Raw genomic sequence first — 19,155 nt, forward strand, 5'->3', positions numbered from 1 at the left:
GTACGGCCGTGCCGGATACGCGGATACGCCGGCTACGGGAGGGAGGTGACGAACATGTCGGAGATCCTGGAACTGCAAGAGCTGGAGGAGGAGACCCCCTCCGTGTGGCCCTGCGCGAACAGCTACGAGAGCGCCCGCGGCGTCGCCTGACGCACCGGCTGACGCACTGCCGACGCAGCGCTCGCCCGCAAGGACTGCCGGCCGTGGGCTGCCCGCGGCCGGCAGGAGCCGGGGGATCAGGGCGCCGCGATCAGGAACGCAGACATCAAGGTCAGGAATCAAGGTCAGGAATCAGCGATCAGGGCACCGGGAGGGGAAGGTCGCATGCTCGCTCAGGGTCATCTCGCCGCGGATCCCTGCTTCGTGGACACGCTCGACCGCATCGGCGACGCCGCGGAGCGCTTCGCGCGCACGGACGTGCCGCCGCCCCCGGGGTGGCTGCGGTCCGAGCGCGGCGGCTGGGTCAACCTCCACCGCCCGGACGCCCGGCTGCCGCGGCAGGGCTGGAAGATCCACGCCTCGGCGACGCCCGCCCGCGCGGAGCACGTGATCGATACGGTCTGGGACCACTGCACCGCACGCGGCATCTCCTTCAAGTTCCTGCGCAGCCCTGCCGTCCACAAGCAGGTCGACAGCAAGCAGGGTCCGCGCTCGGCGGGCGGCAAGCTGGTCACCGTGTACCCCGCGGACGAGCGGGAGCTGGAGCGGACCCTGACGGACCTGTCGGCGCTGCTGCGCGGCGTGCGGGGCCCGTACATCCTGAGCGACCTGCGCTGGGGCGACGGCCCGCTGTACGTGCGCTACGGCGGCTTCAGCCTGGCGTACTGCTTCTCGCCCGAGGGCGAATACGTGCCGGCGGTCGAGGGGCCCGGCGGCGGGCTCGTGCCCGATGTGCGGGGCACCTCCTTCCGGGTGCCGCCGTGGGTGGAGGCGCCCGCCTTCATCGCCGCCGCCGTGCGGGCCGCCAAGGAGGGCGCGCCCGGCGGCTTCCCCTACCGGGTGGAGAAGGCCCTGCACTTCTCCAACGGCGGCGGGGTGTACCGCGCCACGGACAAGGGCTCCGGGCGGCGCGTCGTGCTCCGCGAGGCCCGGCCGCACGCGGGACTGGACGACAGCGGCGCGGACGCCGTCGCCCGGCTGGACCGCGAGCACGCGATGCTGCGGCGGCTGGCCGGCCTGGACTGCGTGCCCCGGGTCTACGCGCGGACGCGCCACTGGGAGCACCACTTCCTCGTCGAGGAACTGGTCGAGGGCGAGCCCTTGCACGAGGCGGTCGGGCGGCGCCATCCGCTCTTCCGGCACGGCCCGGGCGAGGACGAGGTCACCGCGTACGCCCAATGGGCCTGCGATGTCCTCGGCCGGATCGAGAAGGCCGTGGCCGAACTGCACGCGCGGGGCGTCGTCTTCGGGGATCTGCAACCGGGCAACGTCATCGTGCGCCCTGACGACAGCGTCTGCCTGGTCGACTTCGAGACGGCGTTCGCGGAGGGCGGCGAGGACGGGGCGTCCCGGCCCGCCCTGGGGACGCCGGGCTTCACCGCCGCGTGGGCCCGGTCGGGTGCCGCGGTCGACACGTACGCCCTCGCCGCCGTGGCCCTCGCGCTGTTCTGCCCGCTCACGCCGCTCCTGCGCTTCGACCGGGAGAAGCACGTGCAGCTGGCCGGGTGGGCGGAGCGGCGGTTCCCGCTGCCGCCCGGCTACGCCGCGCGCCTGCGCACGGAGCTCGCCCCGCCTCCCGGCGAACCGGCCGCGGACGACCGGCCGGACGGCTCCCGCTGGCCGGAGGAGTGCACGGCGGACGGACGGGCCGCGCTGGACTCCCTCCGCGAGGGGATCCTGCTCAGCGCGACGCCGGAGCGCACCGACCGGCTGTTCCCCGGGGACGTGCGGCAGTTCGACCAGCAGGGCGCGTCCCTGGCGTTCGGCGCGGCCGGCGTGCTGCACGCCTTGTACGTCACCGGGCGCGCGGACTACGAGGCGTTCGGCGAGCACGTCGCGTGGCTGGTGCGGGCAGCTGAGCGGACGCCGTGGCCGCGCCCCGGGCTGTACGACGGTCTCGCCGGCATCGCGTACGTCCTGGACGAGCTGGGGCGGCCCGAGGAGGCGCGCGAGGCGCTCGCCCGGCTGGACGGCATCGACCTGCAAGGCTGCGGCCCCGGGCTGTTCGGCGGGCTGGCCGGGATCGGCCTGGCCCGGCTGCGCTTCGGGGACGCGGACGCGGCCGCGCGGCTCGGCGGCCGGCTGGCGGACGCGCTCGCCGGCACGGAGCGGCTCGCGGGCAAGGCGGACGCGGCCGGACTCACGCACGGCTGGTCGGGGCCGGCGCTGCTCTTCACGCGGCTGTACGCGGCGACGGGAGAGGCGTCCTGGCTGCGGCACGCGCAGACCGCGCTGGCCAGGGACCTCGGCCGCTGCGGAGCGCCCCGGGAGGGGCTGATCCACGTCAAGGAAGGGCAGCGGTGGCTGTCGGCGCTCGACCGCGGCAGCGCCGGGATCGCCCTCGCCCTCGACGCGTACGTGCAGCAGCGCGAGGACGCGCACTTCGCGCTGCTGCGCGACCGGATGCGCGACAGCCTGGGCACCGAACTCCTGCTCTCCCCCGGACTCCTGGACGGACAGGCGGGGCTGCTGTACAGCCTCGCCCACCTGGCCGGCCCAGGTCCCGCACGGGCTGCACACCTGCGGGGCCTGGGCCTCCACTGCGTACGGTTCAGGGGCCGGCGGGCCTTCGCCATGGACGGGCTGCTGCGGCTGTCCATGGACCTGGCGACCGGCAGCGCGGGCGTGCTGCTGGCGGTGCACACCGCGCTCCGCGGCGGCCCGGCCGGACTCCCGCACCCGCCGCTTCCATTCCTGACCCCGTGCTCGCCGCCGCCCTCGCCGTGAGCGCTCCGTGAAGCCCGGGGCCCGCGGGCGCGCCGCCCCGCCCGGCAGCCTCCGCAGGAACCGGGACTTCCAGCTCCTGTGCGCCGGCCAGGGCCTGTCCCTGCTGGGCTCGGGCGCCTCGGCGATCGCGCTGCCCCTGCTCGTCCTCCAGCTCACGCACTCGCCGCTGCGGGTAGGGCTCGTGGAGGCGGTCTGGACGGGTGCGCTGGCGCTCGCGTGCCTTCCGGCGGGCCCGGTCGCCGACCGCTTCGACCGCCGTACGGTCCTGCTGGTGTGCGAGACCGGCCGGGCGGTGGCGAGCGCGGCCCTGGCGGGCGCGGTCCTCGCCGGCTTCTCGCCGCTGCCGGTGCTCCTGGCCGCGGGCGTCGTCCTGGGGTTCCTCGCCGCGCCGTTCAACGCCGCGGTGCTGCCGGCCGTCCGGGAGGTCGTGCCGGAGAGCAAGCTGGCCACGGCGCTGGCCGTCAACCAGGTGCGGGGCCAGCTCGCATTCCTGATCGGACCGGTCATCGGGGGCCTGCTGTTCGAGGCGTCGCCGAGCTGGCCGTTCTGGCTGGACAGCGCGTCCTACGCGGTCTCCGCCGCATGCATCCGCGCGCTCCGTGCGCGTACGCGACCGCCACCGGCGGAAGGGGCCGGGCGCGAGGGCTGGTGGCGGTCGTTCACCACGGGGATCGCCTTCCTGTGGAGCGAACGCGTGCTGCGCCGGCTGACGCTGATCGCCTCGGCGCAGAACTTCGTCTTCGACGGGGTGTACCTGGCGATCGTGGTGACCGCCGCGCGCGAGGGGGCGCCGGGCGGCTCGGTCGGGGTGCTCACCGCGCTGTCGGCGGTGGGGGCGATGACCGGGGTGGTCCTCGCGCCGCGCGCGGGCAGGCTCCTCTCCCCGCCCGTGGTGCTGCTCGTGACCGGCGTGCTGTGCACGCTGCTCGTCGGGGCGATGGCGCTCACGGCGAGTGCGCTGGTGCTGGCCGTCCTGCTGGCGGGGTGCGCGGCGGCCGTGGCCGTCGCCGGTTCCGTGCTGACGGTCGCCCGGCTGCTGCGCACGCCGGCCGGGCTGCAAGGCAGGACGAACAGCGCGATCGGGCTGCTGTTCATGGCCACTCCCCCGCTCGGCTCGTCGCTGACCGGACTCTTCCTGGACGAACTGCCGGGCTGGACCCTCTTCTTGTGCTTCGCGGCGGTCCTGGCGTTCCTCGCCGCCGCGTCGCCCGGGGAGGCCGCGTTCGCCTCCGCCGACGCTCTGGACCGTTCGAACGGTGTAGGACACACTCGGGCGCATGCAATGGACTGACATCCAGCAGATTGCGGCACAACTCGCCGCGAAGCACCCGGACCGCACGCCGCTCTCCGTCGCATTCCCGGAAGTCCGGGACCTGGTGGTCGGGCTGGAGGCGTTCAGCGACGACCCGGCCCGCTACAACGTACGCATCCTGGAGTCCATACAACTCGCCTGGAGTGACAGAAGGGACTGACCCGAGGCCGGAGTCGGTGCTTCCGGCCTACCTCCGGCACCGGAGGCACCGACAGTTTCGAACAAGACATCGTCGGAAAACTCCACGCCAGATTCTTGTTGCGCACCTGTCAACTTTTGGCGGTAGCTGGCACCATCCTCTCGATTCACTCCTGCATCAACGGGCAGTCCGCCCTGGGATGTCCGATCCCTCGCCGGGCCGCGGCCCGGCGCCCCTGCTAGGAGACAGAGTTGAGACGCATCACCCCCCGCAGCCACACCGTCCGCACCACCGCCCTCCTCGCCTCCGCCGCCCTGTGCGCCGTCGCCGTGCAGACCGGCGTGGCCGGTGCCCAGGCCGACCGCGGCCCCGGCGCCACGGCGGTCCGACTGAGCCCCGACCAGCGGGCCTCCGAGATACGCACCGCCCAGGACCAGGCGAGTGCCACCGCCGGGCGCATCGGCCTCGGCGCCAAGGAGAAGCTGGTCGTCCGCGACGTCATCAAGGACGCGGACGGCACCGTGCACACCCGCTACGAGCGCACCTACGACGGCCTCCCGGTCCTCGGCGGCGACCTCGTCGTCCACCGGGACAAGGCCGGCCGCACCACCGTCACCAAGGCCACCGAGGCGACCCTGGCCCTCGCCTCGACCGACGCGCGGCAGCCCGCATCGGCCGCGGCGAAGACCGCCCTGTCGGCCGCCTCCTCGGCGCACACCGCGAAGCCCTCCGCCGGCACCCCGCGCAAGGTCGTCTGGGCCGCCGCCGGTACCCCGGTCCTCGCGTACGAGACCGTCGTCGAGGGCGTCCGGCCCGACGGCACGCCGAGCGAGCTGCACGTCATCACCGACGCCGCCACCGGCGCCGAGCTCTTCCGCCACGAGGCGATCGAGACGGGCACCGGGACCAGCCAGTACAGCGGCACCGTGCCGCTCACCACGACCAAGAGCGGCAGCAGCTACCAGCTCACCGACGGCGCGCGCGGCGGCCACAAGACGTACGACCTCAACCAGGGCACGTCCGGCACGGGCACGCTCTACACCAACGCGACCGACACCTGGGGCGGCGGCCGCCAGACCGCGGGCGTCGACGCGCACTACGGCGCGGCCGTCACCTGGGACTTCTACAAGAACTTCCTCGGCCGCAACGGCATCCGCAACGACGGCAAGGGCGCCTACTCCCGCGCCCACTACGGCAACAGCTACGTCAACGCGTTCTGGAGCGACGCCTGCTTCTGCATGACCTACGGCGACGGGCAGGGCAACAAGAAGCCGCTCACGGCCATCGACGTCGCGGGCCACGAGATGAGCCACGGCGTGACGGCCGCGACCGCGAAGCTGGTCTACAGCGGCGAGTCGGGCGGCCTGAACGAGGCGACGTCGGACATCTTCGGCACCGCGGTGGAGTTCTACGCCAACAACTCCTCCGACGTCGGCGACTACCTCATCGGCGAGAAGATCGACATCTTCGGCAACGGCAAGCCGCTGCGCTACATGGACAAGCCGTCGAAGGACGGCAACTCCGCCGACAACTGGTCCAGCGGCGTGGGCGGCAAGGACGTCCACTACTCCTCGGGCGTCGCCAACCACTTCTTCTACCTGCTGGCCGAGGGCAGCGGCGCGAAGAAGATCAACGGCGTGCAGTACGACAGCCCGACGGCCGACGGCTCCAAGGTCACCGGAATCGGCCGGGACAAGGCCGTCAAGATCTGGTACAAGGCCCTCTCCACGTACATGACGTCCAACACCAACTACAAGGCCGCGCGCACCGCGACGCTGTCGGCCGCGGGCGCCCTGTACGGCACCACGAGCACCGAGTACAAGACCGTTGCGGCGGCCTGGGGCGCCGTCAACGTCAAGTAAGGCCGGCATCCCCGGGTGCCCCTTCCGGGCCCGCCCCCACCTCCACAGGGGGCGGGCCCCTCGGCGTGCCCGGTCCGCTCCCGGTCCGCTCCATGGCCGTTCCCGGGCCGTCCCGTAGACCGTCCAAATCCCGCCATACACCCGCCTCCACATGTGCCGAGAGAAAATGCCAAAACTCTCGCCCCACTGCTCTGTCATCGATTACCTTCCGTCGCAGCGGACACGCCGCTGGTGATCGGGACCACTGAAAATCGGGCACGGGGGGCGGGAGAGGATCGTGTGACCGGTATCGACGGGTGCCTGGCCGAGGCCATGACCATCCCGGGCGCGCGGGGCGCGAGCCTCGTGGACTGGACGAGCGGGCTCGCGCTGGGCGAGGCGGGCGAGGGCCCCGGGCGCGACCACGAGAGCGCGGCCGCCGACACCGCGGAGCTGGCCCGGCTCGCCTTCGAGAACAGCGCGTTCACCGGGGCCACGGCGCGGACCGGCCCCGTCGAGGACCTGATCGTCACCGCGCGCGGCAGCTACCACCTCGTCCGCTTCGTGGAGACGGGCTTCGACAGCAGCGTCTTCCTCTACCTGTGGCTGGACCGCGCCGAGGCGAACCTCGCCGTCGCCCTGTTCCGGCTCAAGGGCCTGACGGACAGGCTGGTCCTGGCATGACCGCCCGCGCCCCGGCAGGACCGTTATCCCCGGACACCGCCGAACCGGCGTCCGAGACGGCCGGACGCACCCTGGACCGGCTCGCTTCCGAGCGGGCCACCGGCGCCCTGCACGGCTGTGCCGGCGCGCTCTACCTCGCCGACGGCGCCGTGGTGCACGCCGAGAGCCCCGCCGTGCCCGACCTGGGGCGGCGGCTGACCGCCCGGGGACGGCTGTCGCCGCAGGCGTGGGAGGAGGCGGTCGCGGAGGGCGGGCCCGGTTACCGTGCGGGCAGCCTCCTCGTCGAGCGCGGCCGGCTGAGCCGCGGCGAGCTGGAACTGTGCCACCTGAGCGCGCTGTTCGACGCGGCCTACTTCGTCCTCTCCCCGCTCGGCCCGGGCCTGCGCGCCCCCGACCGCTTCCTCGGCGGGGCCCGGCACTGGCTGGGTCCCATCCGCCCCGTGCCCGTACCGCTGCTGCGGCGGGAGGTCGTCCGCAGGCGGCGGCTGCTGGAACGGGCCTGGCCGCGGCCGGAGGTCGACGCCGCGCCGGTGGTGCGCACGTCCGACGGCGGGGCCGGCCCGGCCCAGGCGACCGGGCGGCGGGCGGTGCTGGCGGCCGCCGACGGCGTCCGCACCCCCGTGCAGATCGCGCGGGACCTCGGGCGCCCGGCCTTCGCGACCCTCCTCGACGTGCGGCGGCTGGCCGCCGCCGGCCTCGTCCGCACGCCCTGCGCGGACACCCCGACCGCTCCGGTGCCGCCGCCTCCCGCGGCTCCGGAGCTCTCCCTGCTCTACCGGATCCGCGACGCCCTGGAGGCCCTGTGACGGTGAGGCGCGCTTTCAGACCGTTCGCCGGAAGGAGACAGCAGATGACCGCCGCACCCGAGGTGCTCGCCGAACTCGAAGGGCTACGGGCCCGGGTTCCGCACCTGACCGGGGCGATGGTGGCCAGTACGGACGGGCTGGTGATCGCCCATCTGGTCACCGGCATGGAGCCGGACGGCGTGGCCGCGCTGACCGCGGCGGCGCTCGGCGTCGGCGCGCGGCTGACCGACGCCGTGGGCCACGGCGGCTTCCGCGAACTGCTCGTCCGCGGCGAGCACGGCTACGTCGCGACGTACGCGGCCGGGCCCTCGTCCGTGCTCACGCTCCTGGCCACGGCCGACGCCAACGTCGGCCGGCTGAACCTGGAGGCCCGCCGGGCCGGGGCGCGGATCGCCCCGCTGACCGGCGGGCCCGCCGACCGCCGGGAACGGGCCGCGGCCCCGCCGCCGCCCTCCCGGTCGCCCCTGCCCTCACGCCCCGGCCACCGGCCCGGCAGCACAAACCCCGGCAACGAGAACGGAGTCTCTTCATGACGAACACCGAAACCGCCCTCAAGGACGCGATGGGCTCGATCGAGGGAGCCCTCGGCGTGGCGCTCGTCGACTACGGCAGCGGCATGGCGCTGGGCACGCTCGGCGGATCCCAGTCGCTCGACCTCAACGTGGCCGCGGCGGGCAACACGGACGTGGTCCGCGCGAAGCTGCGCACGATGGAGATGCTGAACATCCAGGACGCCATCGAGGACATCCTCATCACCCTCGGCGGGCAGTACCACCTGATCCGGCTGCTGACCGGCCGCGGCGGCAACGGCCTCTTCCTCTACCTGGTGCTGGACTCGCGGCGCGCCAATCTCGCGATGGCGCGCCACCAGCTGAAGCGGATAGAGGCGGAACTGGAGGTCTAGCGGTGTCCAGCGGCTGTCCGGCAACGGTCTAGCGGCGGTTGCCGCTGCCGTTGTGGTCCGCCAGGGAGATGCGCTCGGCGAGGTGCGACAGCGGGTTGTTGCCGTTCTCGGTCACCGAGCCGTTGGTGCACTGCTGCTGTTCCTGCGACGTGAGGACCGGAAGGTCCTGGACGCCGACGTTGATGAGCAGCAGGAGCGACTGCACGCCGAGCTTGCCGACGCCGATGCACAGGTTGTTGAGCGTGTCCTGGACCGCGGTCATCTGCGGGCTCATGTAGCCGCCGGTGATGGTCTCGCCGGAGCCGTTCCGCGCGCCGTTGGCGTTGGCCACGTCCCGGCCGTCGCCGACGGCCGCGGCGGGGCCGGCGATCATGCCGACGGCGGAGGCCGTCAAGGCCGTTGCGGCCATCACCCTCTTCAGCACTTCAGCACCTTTCACTGGGTCCGCGGTTCCCCGGGGGAACGCACACTGACCAACTCCCCGATGTCGTAAATGTTCCGGGTTGTCACCCATTCGACCGCTGCCCGGCGGGCCGCTTGCACGCACCATGCGTCACCGACAAGATGCGGAGCGTCACCAGCCGTGCGGGCTCACCCATGAGCCCGGTCCGCCAGGAAAGGTCGTACACGCGTGCATCCGGAGAGCTCAGAGGATTCGGCGCGGGACGACCGGGCCGTGGCCGTCGTCGGGGCGGCCTGCCGGCTGCCCGGCGGCATCGACGGCATGGCGGCGCTGTGGGAGGCCCTGGAGCGGGGCCGGGACCTGATCACGCGGGTGCCGGAGGACCGGTTCGAGACGGCTCGCTTCGTGGACCCCTCGGCGCCGCGCCCCGGCAAGAGCCGTACGGCGGCGGGCGGATTCCTGGACGACATCGCGGGCTTCGACGCCGGCTACTTCGGCATCTCGCCCAGGGAAGCGGCGCAGATGGACCCCCAGCAGCGGCTGCTGCTGGAGCTGACGGCCGAGGCCCTCGACGACGCCGCGATCGACCCGGCGGCGCTGGCCGGTTCGGACACCGCCGTGTACGTGGGGATCTCCGACGCCTCCTACGGCGCGCAGCAGATGCTGCGGATCGAGGGCGTCGACGCCTACACGATGGCGGGCGGCGCGGCGTCGATCGCGGCGAACCGGATCTCGTACGCCTTCGACCTGCGCGGCCCGAGCATGGCCGTCGACACCGCGTGCTCCTCGGCGCTGGTGGCGCTGGACCGGGCCTGCCGCACGCTGCGCGAGGGCACCAGCCGCACGGCCGTGTCCGCGGGCGTCAACGTCCTACTCAGCCCGTATCCGTTCGTCGGGTTCTCGCAGGCGTCGATGCTGTCGCCGCGCGGGAGGTGCGCGCCGTTCTCGGCGGCGGCAGACGGCTATGTGCGGGCGGAGGGCGGCGGGGTCGTGGTGCTGAAGCTGCTGCGGGACGCGCTGGCCGACGGGGACCGGATCCACGGGGTGATCCTGGCGACGGCCGTGGGCAGCGACGGCCGGACGGCGGGGCTGTCGCTGCCGAACCCGCGTGCGCAGGAAGCCCTGTTGACGTCGGTGTACGCGCAGGCGGGCGTGGACCCCGACGAGGTCGTCTACCTGGAGGCGCACGGGACGGGAACCCCCGCCGGGGACCCGGCGGAGTGCGAGGCGGTCGGCCGGGCGCTGGGGACGCGGCGGCGCCGGGGCGCGTTGCCGGTGGGTTCGGTGAAGTCCAACCTGGGGCATCTGGAGCCGGCTTCGGGGATGGCCGGGCTGCTGAAGGCGCTCCTGGTGCTGCGGCACCGCAGGATCCCGGCCACGCTGCACGCCCTGCCGCTCCATCCGGGGATCGACTTCGCGGGCCTGGGGCTGGCCCCGGCCACGGAGGCGCGGCCGGTCGACGGCGACGCGGGGCGGCCGGTGGTGGGCGTCAACTCCTTCGGCTTCGGGGGCGCGAACGCCCACGCCGTGGTCACGGCCGCCCCGCCGCCACCGCCGCGGGCCCGGCGGGGGGCGGCCCGTGCGCGGTCGCTGCCGTTCATGGTCTCCGCGCGGACGCCCGAGGCGCTGGCGCAGGCGGCGGCGCGGGCCGCCGAGCAGCTGGCGCAGGCCCGGCCGGACGACTTCTACGACCTCGCGCACACCAGTTGCGCGCGCCGCGGGAAGCATCCCCTGCGCGCGGCGGTGCTGGCCGGCGGGCCGCGGGAGGCCGCGCAGGCGCTGGCGCGGCTCGCCCCGCGCGCGGCGCTCCCTCCTCAGTCGCCGGCGGAGGTGCCGGCCGTGGAGGCCGTGACGGGGGAGGCGGTCCGGGACGGCCGGATCGCGTTCGCGTTCTGCGGCAACGGATCGCAGTGGGCGGGCATGGGGGCGGACTTGCTGGCGGACCCTGTCTTCCGGTCCGCGGTCGAGGCCGTGGACGAGGAGCTCGCGCCGCACGTCGGGTGGTCGGTGGTCAAGGAGCTGGCCGAGGCGTCGCCCGAGCGCCTGAGGGCCACGGAGGTGGCCCAGCCGCTGCTGTTCGCGCTCCAGACGGGCCTGGTGGCCGTGCTGCGCGCCCACGGCATCACGCCGTCGGTCGTGCTGGGCCACAGCGTCGGCGAGGTGGCGGCCGCGCACGCGGCGGGGGCGCTCGGGCTCGGCGAGGCGGCGTGGGTGATCGCCGAGCGCAGCCGCGCGCAGGCGCCGCTGGCCGGGTGCGGGCGGATGGCGGCCGTGGGCATGTCCCGCGAGCAGGCCGGGGAGTTGCTGGCCGGGTACCCGGGGCTGGAGGTGGCGGGGGTCAACTCCCGCCGGGACGTGACGGTCGCCGGCCCGCAGAAGCAGCTGTACCGGCTGCTGGGCGATCTGGCGGGGCGGGGCGTGGTGTGTGCGGAGCTCGACCTGGACCACGCGTTCCACAGCGCGGCCATGGATCCGCTGCGCGCTCCCCTGCACGGCGCCCTCGCCGCGCTGAGCCCCTCCCCCGCGCGGGTGCCGCTGCTGTCGACCGTCACGGGCAAGCCCCTGGAGGGGCCCGAGCTGGACGCGGACTACTGGTGGCGCAACGTCCGCGAGCCGGTGCTGTTCTCGGACGCCGTCGAAGGGGCCTTGGAGCAGGGCGCCGACATCTTCCTGGAGATCGGCCCGCAGCCGGTCCTCCAGAGCTACCTGCGCCGCGTCACCGCGGGTCACCCGGCGCCCGGGCTGCGGGCCGTGGCCCGTACGCTGCGCAAGGGCGACGACGGTGTGCGCGCGCTGCGCACCGCGGTGGCCGGGCTGCTCGCGGCCGGGGCCCGGGCCGACTGGGGCGCGCTCTTCCCGCGCCCGGGCCGGGTGGCGTCCCTGCCGGCCTACCCCTGGCAGCGCGAACGGCACTGGAGCGGCGGGCCGGAGTCGTGGGTGCGCAGCAGCGGGGACGGCCGCACGGAACACCCCCTGCTGGGTGAGCGCATGCCGGCGCCGCTGCCGGTGTGGCACGGCGCGGTCGAGCCGGCGCGGCTGCCGTGGGCCGCCGACCACCGGCTCGGCGGGTCGGTCGTGATGCCCGCGACGGCCTACGTGGAGATGGCGCTGGCGGCGGGCCGCCGGGTGCTGGACACGGCGGTGGAGGCCGACCACCTGGAGTTCGTACGACCGCTGTTCGTGCCGTGGGGCGAGCCGGGCACGGTGCACACGCAGGTGTCGTTCGACCCCGAGGACGGGGTGGTGCTGATCAGCAGCACGGACGACCAGACGACGGGGCAGAGCCGGCACGCGCGCGGGCGCGTGCGTGCCCGGTGGGGGCAGCCTCCGGCGCCGGCGGACCTGGCCGGTGCGCGGGCCCGCTGCGGCCGCCGGGTGACCGGCGAGGAGCACTACCGGCGGGTCGGCGAGGCCGGGCTCGGCTACGGGCCGTCCTTCCGGGTACTGACGGAGCTGTGGGCGGGCGAGGGCGAGGTCGTCGCGGCCTACGCCGGCCACGGCCCCCTGGAGGGGCTGGAGATCAGCCCGGCCCTGCTGGACGGCGCGGTGCAGGCGGGGGCCCCGCTGCTGGACGACGAGATCCTCGTGGGGCACACGTACTTGCCGACGGCGATGGACGGGGTCCGCGTCTGGCGCGCTCCGGCGGCCGAGGGGGCGGTTCACGTGCGCGAGCGCGGCCGGACGGCGACGGAGGTGTGCTGGGACATCGCCCTCACCGACGCGGACGGCACCGTCGCGGTGGAGCTGGAGGGGTGCCGGATGCGGCGCCTGACGGGGATGCGGCGCACGCCGGTGACCCGCCAGGAGACGGTGCTGCGTGCGGCCCCGCGGCCCGGAGACCCGCAGGAGCCCCTCGCCGGGCCGGGGCCCCGGGAGGTCGCCGAGCGGGCGGCGGGCCGGATCCTGGCCCTGCGCCGCGACTGGCGCACGGCCGGCTACCCGCGCTTCGCCGCCCGTTTGCAGGAGGCGGCGGCCCACGCCTACGCCGCCGCGCTCGGCGGTCTCCTGCCGGAAGGGAGCGGCTCGTTCACGGTGGGGGACCTGGTCGCGGGCGGGATGCTGCCGAGGCACCGGCAGGCGATGGAGCTCATGCTGACCGCGATGACGGAGTACGGGCTGGTGCGGCAGGAGCCGGACGGCCGCTGGCTGCGCCGGGACGAGCCCCGGTGCGCGGTCGGGATGCTGCGCGAGGGCCTGCTCGAGCAGCCCGCCTTCTCCACCGAACTCTCCCTGCTCGTACGCCAGTTCCTGCACCTGGGTGAGGTCCTGAAGGGCGCGCGCGACCCGCTGGACCTGCTCGGGGCCGAGGGCGCGACCTCGACCCTCGAACAGTTCCACGACGTGGCGCCGGTGCTGCGCTTCCACAACCGCGTCGCGCAGGCGCTGGTGCGGGAGATCGTGGCGGCGCTGCCGGCCGGGCGGCCGCTGCGGGTGCTGGAGGTCGGCGCGGGCACCGGCGGGGCCGCCGCGGCCCTGCTGCCGCTGCTGCCGCCCGACCGCACCCGCTATCTCTTCACGGACGTCTCGCCGTCGTACTTCGCACGGGCCCGGCAGCGCTTCGCCGCGTACGACTTCGTGGACTACCGCACCTTCGACGTGGATGCCGACCCGGCGGGCCAGGACCTGCCCGAGGGCGGATTCGACCTGGTCGTCGCGGCGAACTCCCTGCACGCCGCCGCGGACCTGGAAGCGGCCGTGCGGCGGGTGGCGTCGCTGACCGCCCCGGGCGGCCGGCTGCTGGTGCTGGAGAGCCACGACCCGCTGTGCCTGGTGCCGTTCTTCGGCACGCTGGAGAGCTTCTGGAACCGCACGGACACCGGGCTGCGGCCCCGCTCCCCGCTGCTCGGCCGCGAGGAGTGGGCCGCGCTCCTCGCGCGCTGCGGCTTCACGGGCACGGTACGGACCGGCGACGACGCCGAACCGGCCTGCGAGGACTTCTCGGTGTTCCTGGCCGCCCGCGCCGACCTGCCGGTGCGGGCTCCGGCGCCGCCCGCCGCCGGCATCGGCACCTCCTGGGTCGTGGTGGCCGAGACCCCGGAGGAGAACGGGCTCGCGGGCGCGACGGCGGGCCTCCTGCACGCGGCCGACGCCGTGGAGGTGCACACCGCCGTGGCCGGCGAGGACCCCGGCGCGTGGGCCCCGCTGCTGTCCCGGGAGACGGTGATCGTCCTCGTGCTCGCCCCGGCCGGCGCCGACGACGCGGTGGAGCGGACGACGCGGCGCGGCGCGGTGCTGCGCGCCCTGGCCGTGGCGTGCGGGCGGCTGACGGGCGGTCAGAGCGTCGCGCTGTGGCTCGTGACGCGGCCCTGCGGCGCGGTGCCGGAGCCCGGACCGGACGAGCCCAGGGCCGCTGACGTCCTCGATCCCGTGGATGCCGCCGCGTGGGGCGTGGTGCAGTGCCTGGGCAACGAGCAGGCCGCGCTGACGACGCGCCGCGTGTCCCTGGCGCGCAGCGGCGACACGGCGGCCGACGCCGACCGCCTCGCCCGCGAGCTCCTCGCCCCCTCGGAGGAGACCGAGGTCGTCCTGACGCGCTGCGGCGGCCGGTTCGTCCCGCGCGACCGGGACTTCCCCCGGCCCCTCGTGCCCGCCTCCGCCGTCGGCGCGTTCGCCCTGGAAGTCCGCGATCCCGGGCTGTCCTTCCGGCCGGCCTGGGTGGAGACGGAGCGGCCGGCGCCGGGCCCCGGGCAGGTCCTGGTCGCCGTGCGGGCGGCCGCGCTGAACTACCGCGACGTGGTCCTGGCCACCGGTGCCATGGCCGGCGAGGACTCCGCCGACGGGCGGTTCGAAGCGGTGTACGGGCTGGAGTGCGCGGGTACGGTCGCGGCCGTCGGACCGGGCGTCACCGGGGTCGCCGTGGGCGAGCGGGTGTTCGCCAGCGGCTCCGGCTGCCTGGCCTCGCACGTGGTCACCGCCGCCGACGCCGTGGCCCGGATGCCCGACGCGACGGGCTTCGCCGAGGCGGCCACCCTGCCCGCGGTGTTCCTGACCGTCCACTACGGCCTCGGCCGGCAGGCCCGGCTCGCGGCCGGGGAGACCGTGCTCGTGCACGGCGGGGCGGGCGGCGTGGGCCTCGCGGCGCTGCAATTCGCGCGGCTGCGGGGAGCACACGTCATCGCCACCGCCGGCAGCCCCGCCAAACGCGACCTGCTGCGCGCCCTGGGCGTCGAGCACGTCCTGGACTCGCGCAGCCTGGCCTTCGCCGCCCGGGTGCGGGAGCTCACCGGCGGGCGCGGCGTCGACGTCGTCCTCAACTCCCTCGCGGGCGAGGCCGTCTCCCGCAGCCTGGAGCTGCTGCGGCCCGGGGGCCGCTTCGTCGAGCTCGGCAAGCGCGACATCCTGGACAACAACCGGCTGCTGCTGCGCCCCTTCGAGCGCGACCTGGCGTTCTTCGGCGTCAACCTCCTCGCGCTGCTGGCCGACCGGCAGCGGGCGGCCCGCCTGTTCGCCGAGGTCGGCGAGCACATCCGGGCCGGGGATTACCGGCCGCTGCCGCACACGGTCTTCCCCGCCGCACGCGCCGAGGAGGCCTTCCGGCTGCTCCAGCACTCCCGGCACACCGGCAAGGTCGTCGTCTCCTTCGACCCGCTCGACGAGCCCGCCCTGATCGAACCCCGGGCCCGCGCTCCGCGCTTCGACCCCGAGGCCACGTACCTCGTCACCGGAGGCCTCGGCGGCTACGGCGCGGCCACCGCGCACTGGCTCGCCGACCACGGCGCGCGCCACCTGGCCCTCACCGGCCGCAGGGGGGCGCGCACCCCCGGCTGCGAGACGCTGCTCGCCGGCCTGGAGCAGCGCGGCGTGCACGCCGTGCCCTACGCCGCGGACGTCGCCGACCTGCCGGGCATGCGGCGGATCGTGGAGGAGATCGACACGGGCGGGCACCGGCTGCGCGGCGTGGTGCACTGCGCGATGCACCTGGACGACGCCCCGCTGGAGTCGCTCACCGACGACCGCTTCCGCGCCGTCCTGGCCCCCAAGGCCGCCGGCGGTGCCGTCCTCGACGCGCTCACGCGCGGCCGGGAGGACCTGGACCTCTTCCTGGTGTTCTCCTCCGTCGCCGCACGCGTCGGGCAGGTCACCCAGGCCCCCTACGCCGCGGGCAACCTCTTCCTCGAAGCACTCGTCCGCCGGCGCCGGCGGGACGGCGAGGCGGGCCTGGCCGTGGGCTGGGGTGCCCTCGGCGGCACCGGCTACGTGGCACGCAACGGCCTCGCCCCCGCCATGGAGAGCGGCGGCATGGAGACGCTCTCCCCGCGCGAGGTGTTCGACGCGGCCGGCGTGCTGCTGGGCGACGGCACGGAGGTCGCGGGGGTCGGCCGGTACGACTGGGCGCGGCTGCGCGGCTGCCTGCCCGCGCTCGCCGCGCCCCGGTACGAACAGCTCGTGCCCGAGCCCGACGAGGAGACCGGCCACACCCACGCGGAGATCGTCCGGGCGCTCGCGGCGATGACGCCCGCGGACGCGCTGCGCACCATCACCGGCCAGCTGGTACGGATCCTCGCCGACGTCCTCCACCTCGACCCCGCGCGGATCGACCCGGGGCGGCGCATCGAGGAGTACGGCGTGGACTCCCTCATGGCCGCCGAGTTCCTCGCCGCGCTGCACCGGCGCTTCGACGTCCGGGTTCCGCCCATGGAGCTGATGCGCGGCGGCGGCACGGCCTCCGACATCGCGCGCATCGTCCACCTCCGGCTGGGACCCGGCACCGCACCGGGCTCGCAAGCCGCACCGGCCGCCGCACCCCTCCCGGAGGTCTCGGAGTTCCCGGGCGTCCCCCCGCAGCACGGACCCGCCGCCGACCCGGCCGGGCAGGCGCCGCCGTGCTGACGTCCCTGGCCCGCTTCAGCACGCGCCACTGCCGTACGGTCCTCGTCCTGGCCGCGCTGACCGCCGTGGCCTGCGGGCTGCTCGGCCACGGTGTGGCGGCCCGGCTGGCGAGCGGCGGCTGGACGGCGCCCGGCTCGCCCTCGGCCCGCGCCGAGGCCCTGCTGACCGGCCGGTTCCACGCGGGCGCGCCCGACGTCGTCCTGCTCGCCCGCGCCCCGGACTCGGTCGACGCGCCCGCCGCCCGCGCCGCGGGCCTCGCCCTCGTCGGCCGCCTGTGCCACGAGCCCGGGGTCACCGGCGTGGACTCCTACTGGACCGGCCCCGTCCCCCGCGGCGCGTGCCGCACGGCCGGAGCCGGCAGCACCGTGGACGACCTCGCGCTGCGCTCGGCCGACGCCCGCACGGCGCTCGTGTCGGTGCGCCTGGAAGGCGGCGGGCGGGCCGCACGGGCGACCGTCGAGCGCCTGCTGCCGGCCGCCACCGCGCCCCGCGCTCCCCTGCGGGTGCAGGTCACCGGGCACGCCGTCCTCGACCGGGCCCTGGAGCGCTACAGCGAACGCGACCTGCTGCGGACCGAACTCCTCGCCGTCCCCGCCACCTTGCTGCTCCTGCTGTTCGTCTTCGGGAGCGTGGCCGCGGCCTGCCTGCCGCTGGCCGTGGGCGCGGTCGCGGTGGCCGGCACGCTCGCCGTGCTGCGCGCCCTGACCGCCGTGACGGAGGTGTCGGCGTTCGCGCTGAACATCACGGCCGCGATGGGGCTCGCCCTCGCCATCGACTACAGCCTCTACCTGGTGGCGCGCTACCGCGAGGAGATCGCCGCGGGCCTGCCCCAGGAGGAGGCCGTGCTCAGCGCGGTCCGCACGGCCGGGCGGATCGTGGCCGTCTCGGCGGCCGCCGTGACGCTGTGCCTGCTCGGTCTGCTGCTGTTCCCGCTGTACCTCCTGCGCTCGATGGCCTACGCGGGGGCCGGCGTGGTGCTGCTGGCGGCCGTCGCGGCCCTGCTGCTCGTCCCCGCGGCGCTGTCCTGCTTCCCCCGGGCGATCGGCCGGGGCGACCTTTTCGCCCGCCTGCGCCGCCCGCCGGACCGGCCGCGGGACGGCTGGCGGCGGCTGGCCCTGCGGGTGATGCGCCGCCCCGTGCTGGTCACCGTGGTCGCCACCGGGGCCCTGCTCGTCCTCGCGCTCCCCTTCCGCCAGGTCGCCTTCGGCTTCAGCGACGACCGGGTGCTGCCCCGCGACGCCCCCGAAGTGCGCGCCACCCAGGAACTGCGCGACGGCTTCCCGCAACTGCGCAATCCCGTCGAGGTGGTCCTGCCGGGATGGCGGCCCGACGACCGCGGCCGGGCCGGCGAGCTCGACGCGTACGCCCGGCGCCTGTCGGTCCTCCCGGGCGTCCTGGGCGTGCGGACCGCGACCGGTTCCTACGTCCAGGGCCAGGATGTCCCGCTCGCCTGCGCGGCCGAGGCGCCCTCCGCGCCCGGCACCCTGCCGCGCTGCCCGGCCCTGCGGAACTTCACCTCCCCTGCCGGCACCTGGCTGGCGGTCAGCGGCACGGCCGACCCGTACGCCCCGGAGTCCGCCGCCCTCGCCGACCGGCTGCGCGCGGCCCGCGCGCCCGCCCCGGTGCTCGCCGGCGGGCCGACGGCACAGTTCCAGGACGCCCGCGACACCCTCGCCCGGCGGTTGCCGTGGACGCTGGGAGCGATGGCCGCCGCCACGTTCCTGCTCCTCCTCGCGTTCACCCGGAGCGTGTTCCTGCCTCTGAAGGCGCTCGCGGTCAACCTCCTCAGCCTGACCGCGTCGTTCGGCGCCATGGTGTTCATCTTCCAGCAGGGCCACCTGATGTGGCTGGTCGGCGACTTCACGCCCACGGGCACGATCAGCGTCGTCGTGCCCGTGATCACGTTCTGCCTCGCGTTCGGCCTGTCCCTGGACTACGAGATCCTGCTGCTGGCCCGGATCGGCGAGGCCCACGCCCGCACCGGCGACACCGTGCGGGCCACGGCCGCGGGACTCCAGGCGGCGGGCCCGCTGTTCACGGCCTCCGCCGCGCTCGTGCTGGTCGTGCTGCTCGCCCTGGCCACGGCCGAGGTCGCCTTCGTCAAGCTCCTCGCCGTCACGACGGCCCTGTCGGTCGTCCTGGACACGGTGACGATCCGCCCGCTCCTCGTACCCGCCGTCATGCGCCTGGCCGGCCGCGCCAACTGGTGGCTGCCGTCGTTCCCCCGCCGCTCCGCCACGGCGTCCGACGGCCCCCACCTCGGCACCTCTCCCGGCGAGGAGCTCTCCTGATCCCGGTCCGCCGGCGTTTCCTTGCGTTCGTCCGATCGTTGATCCCACATTGAGCAATC

At 75.3% G+C, this 19,155-nt stretch carries 11 protein-coding genes; 10 read left to right on the forward strand and 1 reads right to left on the reverse strand.

Going from position 1 to position 19,155, the window contains the following annotated elements:
- The first annotated feature begins 324 nt into the window (after nucleotides 1-324).
- From lanKC to D7231_RS17340, 8 genes are all read left to right on the forward strand, one after another.
- Complete coding sequence (lanKC, locus tag D7231_RS17305) at nucleotides 325-2,886, forward strand: class III lanthionine synthetase LanKC (protein ID WP_120756346.1); 2,562 nt, start codon at nucleotides 325-327, stop codon at nucleotides 2,884-2,886.
- 7 nt (nucleotides 2,887-2,893) lie between these two features.
- Nucleotides 2,894-4,177, forward strand: a complete 1,284-nt coding sequence (locus D7231_RS17310) for an MFS transporter (protein WP_120756347.1) — start codon at nucleotides 2,894-2,896, stop codon at nucleotides 4,175-4,177.
- Nucleotides 4,164-4,358: a Fe-S cluster assembly protein IscX gene (iscX, locus tag D7231_RS17315; protein WP_120756348.1), complete on the forward strand. Its 195-nt coding sequence runs from the start codon at nucleotides 4,164-4,166 to the stop codon at nucleotides 4,356-4,358. The genes D7231_RS17310 and iscX overlap by 14 nt, the downstream gene beginning before the upstream one ends.
- Nucleotides 4,359-4,588: 230 nt before the next feature.
- On the forward strand, nucleotides 4,589-6,199 hold the full coding sequence (locus D7231_RS17320; RefSeq protein WP_120756349.1) for a M4 family metallopeptidase: 1,611 nt from the start codon (nucleotides 4,589-4,591) through the stop codon (nucleotides 6,197-6,199).
- 279 nt (nucleotides 6,200-6,478) lie between these two features.
- The gene (locus D7231_RS17325; RefSeq protein WP_120756350.1) at nucleotides 6,479-6,862 is read left to right on the forward strand and encodes a hypothetical protein; all 384 of its coding nucleotides are present in this window, start codon (nucleotides 6,479-6,481) and stop codon (nucleotides 6,860-6,862) included.
- Nucleotides 6,859-7,668: a transcriptional regulator gene (locus tag D7231_RS17330; RefSeq protein WP_228775515.1), complete on the forward strand. Its 810-nt coding sequence runs from the start codon at nucleotides 6,859-6,861 to the stop codon at nucleotides 7,666-7,668. Before D7231_RS17325 ends, D7231_RS17330 begins: the two co-directional genes overlap by 4 nt.
- Nucleotides 7,669-7,712: 44 nt before the next feature.
- Entirely contained in the window at nucleotides 7,713-8,201 is a 489-nt protein-coding gene (locus D7231_RS17335) for a roadblock/LC7 domain-containing protein (RefSeq protein WP_120756351.1), read from the forward strand.
- Nucleotides 8,198-8,572 carry a hypothetical protein gene (locus D7231_RS17340; protein ID WP_120756352.1) on the forward strand — a complete coding sequence of 125 codons (375 nt, stop codon included), beginning with the start codon at nucleotides 8,198-8,200 and terminating at the stop codon, nucleotides 8,570-8,572. The genes D7231_RS17335 and D7231_RS17340 overlap by 4 nt, the downstream gene beginning before the upstream one ends.
- Before the next feature lie 28 nt (nucleotides 8,573-8,600).
- On the opposite strand, the gene D7231_RS17345 is transcribed toward D7231_RS17340, so the two are convergent.
- Nucleotides 8,601-8,996, reverse strand: a complete 396-nt coding sequence (locus D7231_RS17345) for a rodlin (protein WP_194962682.1) — start codon at nucleotides 8,994-8,996, stop codon at nucleotides 8,601-8,603.
- 252 nt (nucleotides 8,997-9,248) lie between these two features.
- On the opposite strand from D7231_RS17345, the gene D7231_RS17350 reads away from it, so the two are divergent.
- Together D7231_RS17350 and D7231_RS17355 are read left to right on the forward strand one after the other, a co-directional pair.
- Entirely contained in the window at nucleotides 9,249-16,805 is a 7,557-nt protein-coding gene (locus D7231_RS17350) for a type I polyketide synthase (RefSeq protein WP_241999771.1), read from the forward strand.
- Nucleotides 16,799-19,096: an MMPL family transporter gene (locus tag D7231_RS17355; protein WP_120756353.1), complete on the forward strand. Its 2,298-nt coding sequence runs from the start codon at nucleotides 16,799-16,801 to the stop codon at nucleotides 19,094-19,096. Before D7231_RS17350 ends, D7231_RS17355 begins: the two co-directional genes overlap by 7 nt.
- Nucleotides 19,097-19,155 lie beyond the last annotated feature (59 nt).

The sequence above is a fragment of the Streptomyces klenkii genome, assembly GCF_003626645.1.
Taxonomy (GTDB): domain Bacteria; phylum Actinomycetota; class Actinomycetes; order Streptomycetales; family Streptomycetaceae; genus Streptomyces; species Streptomyces klenkii.

Coding starts and splice junctions, on each gene's coding strand:
- D7231_RS17330 (WP_228775515.1), top strand. CDS start 6,859: ATGACCGCCCGCGCCCCGGCAGGACCGTTATCCCCGGACACCGCCGAA.
- D7231_RS17340 (WP_120756352.1), top strand. CDS start 8,198: ATGACGAACACCGAAACCGCCCTCAAGGACGCGATGGGCTCGATCGAG.
- lanKC (WP_120756346.1), top strand. CDS start 325: ATGCTCGCTCAGGGTCATCTCGCCGCGGATCCCTGCTTCGTGGACACG.
- D7231_RS17335 (WP_120756351.1), top strand. CDS start 7,713: ATGACCGCCGCACCCGAGGTGCTCGCCGAACTCGAAGGGCTACGGGCC.
- iscX (WP_120756348.1), top strand. CDS start 4,164: ATGCAATGGACTGACATCCAGCAGATTGCGGCACAACTCGCCGCGAAG.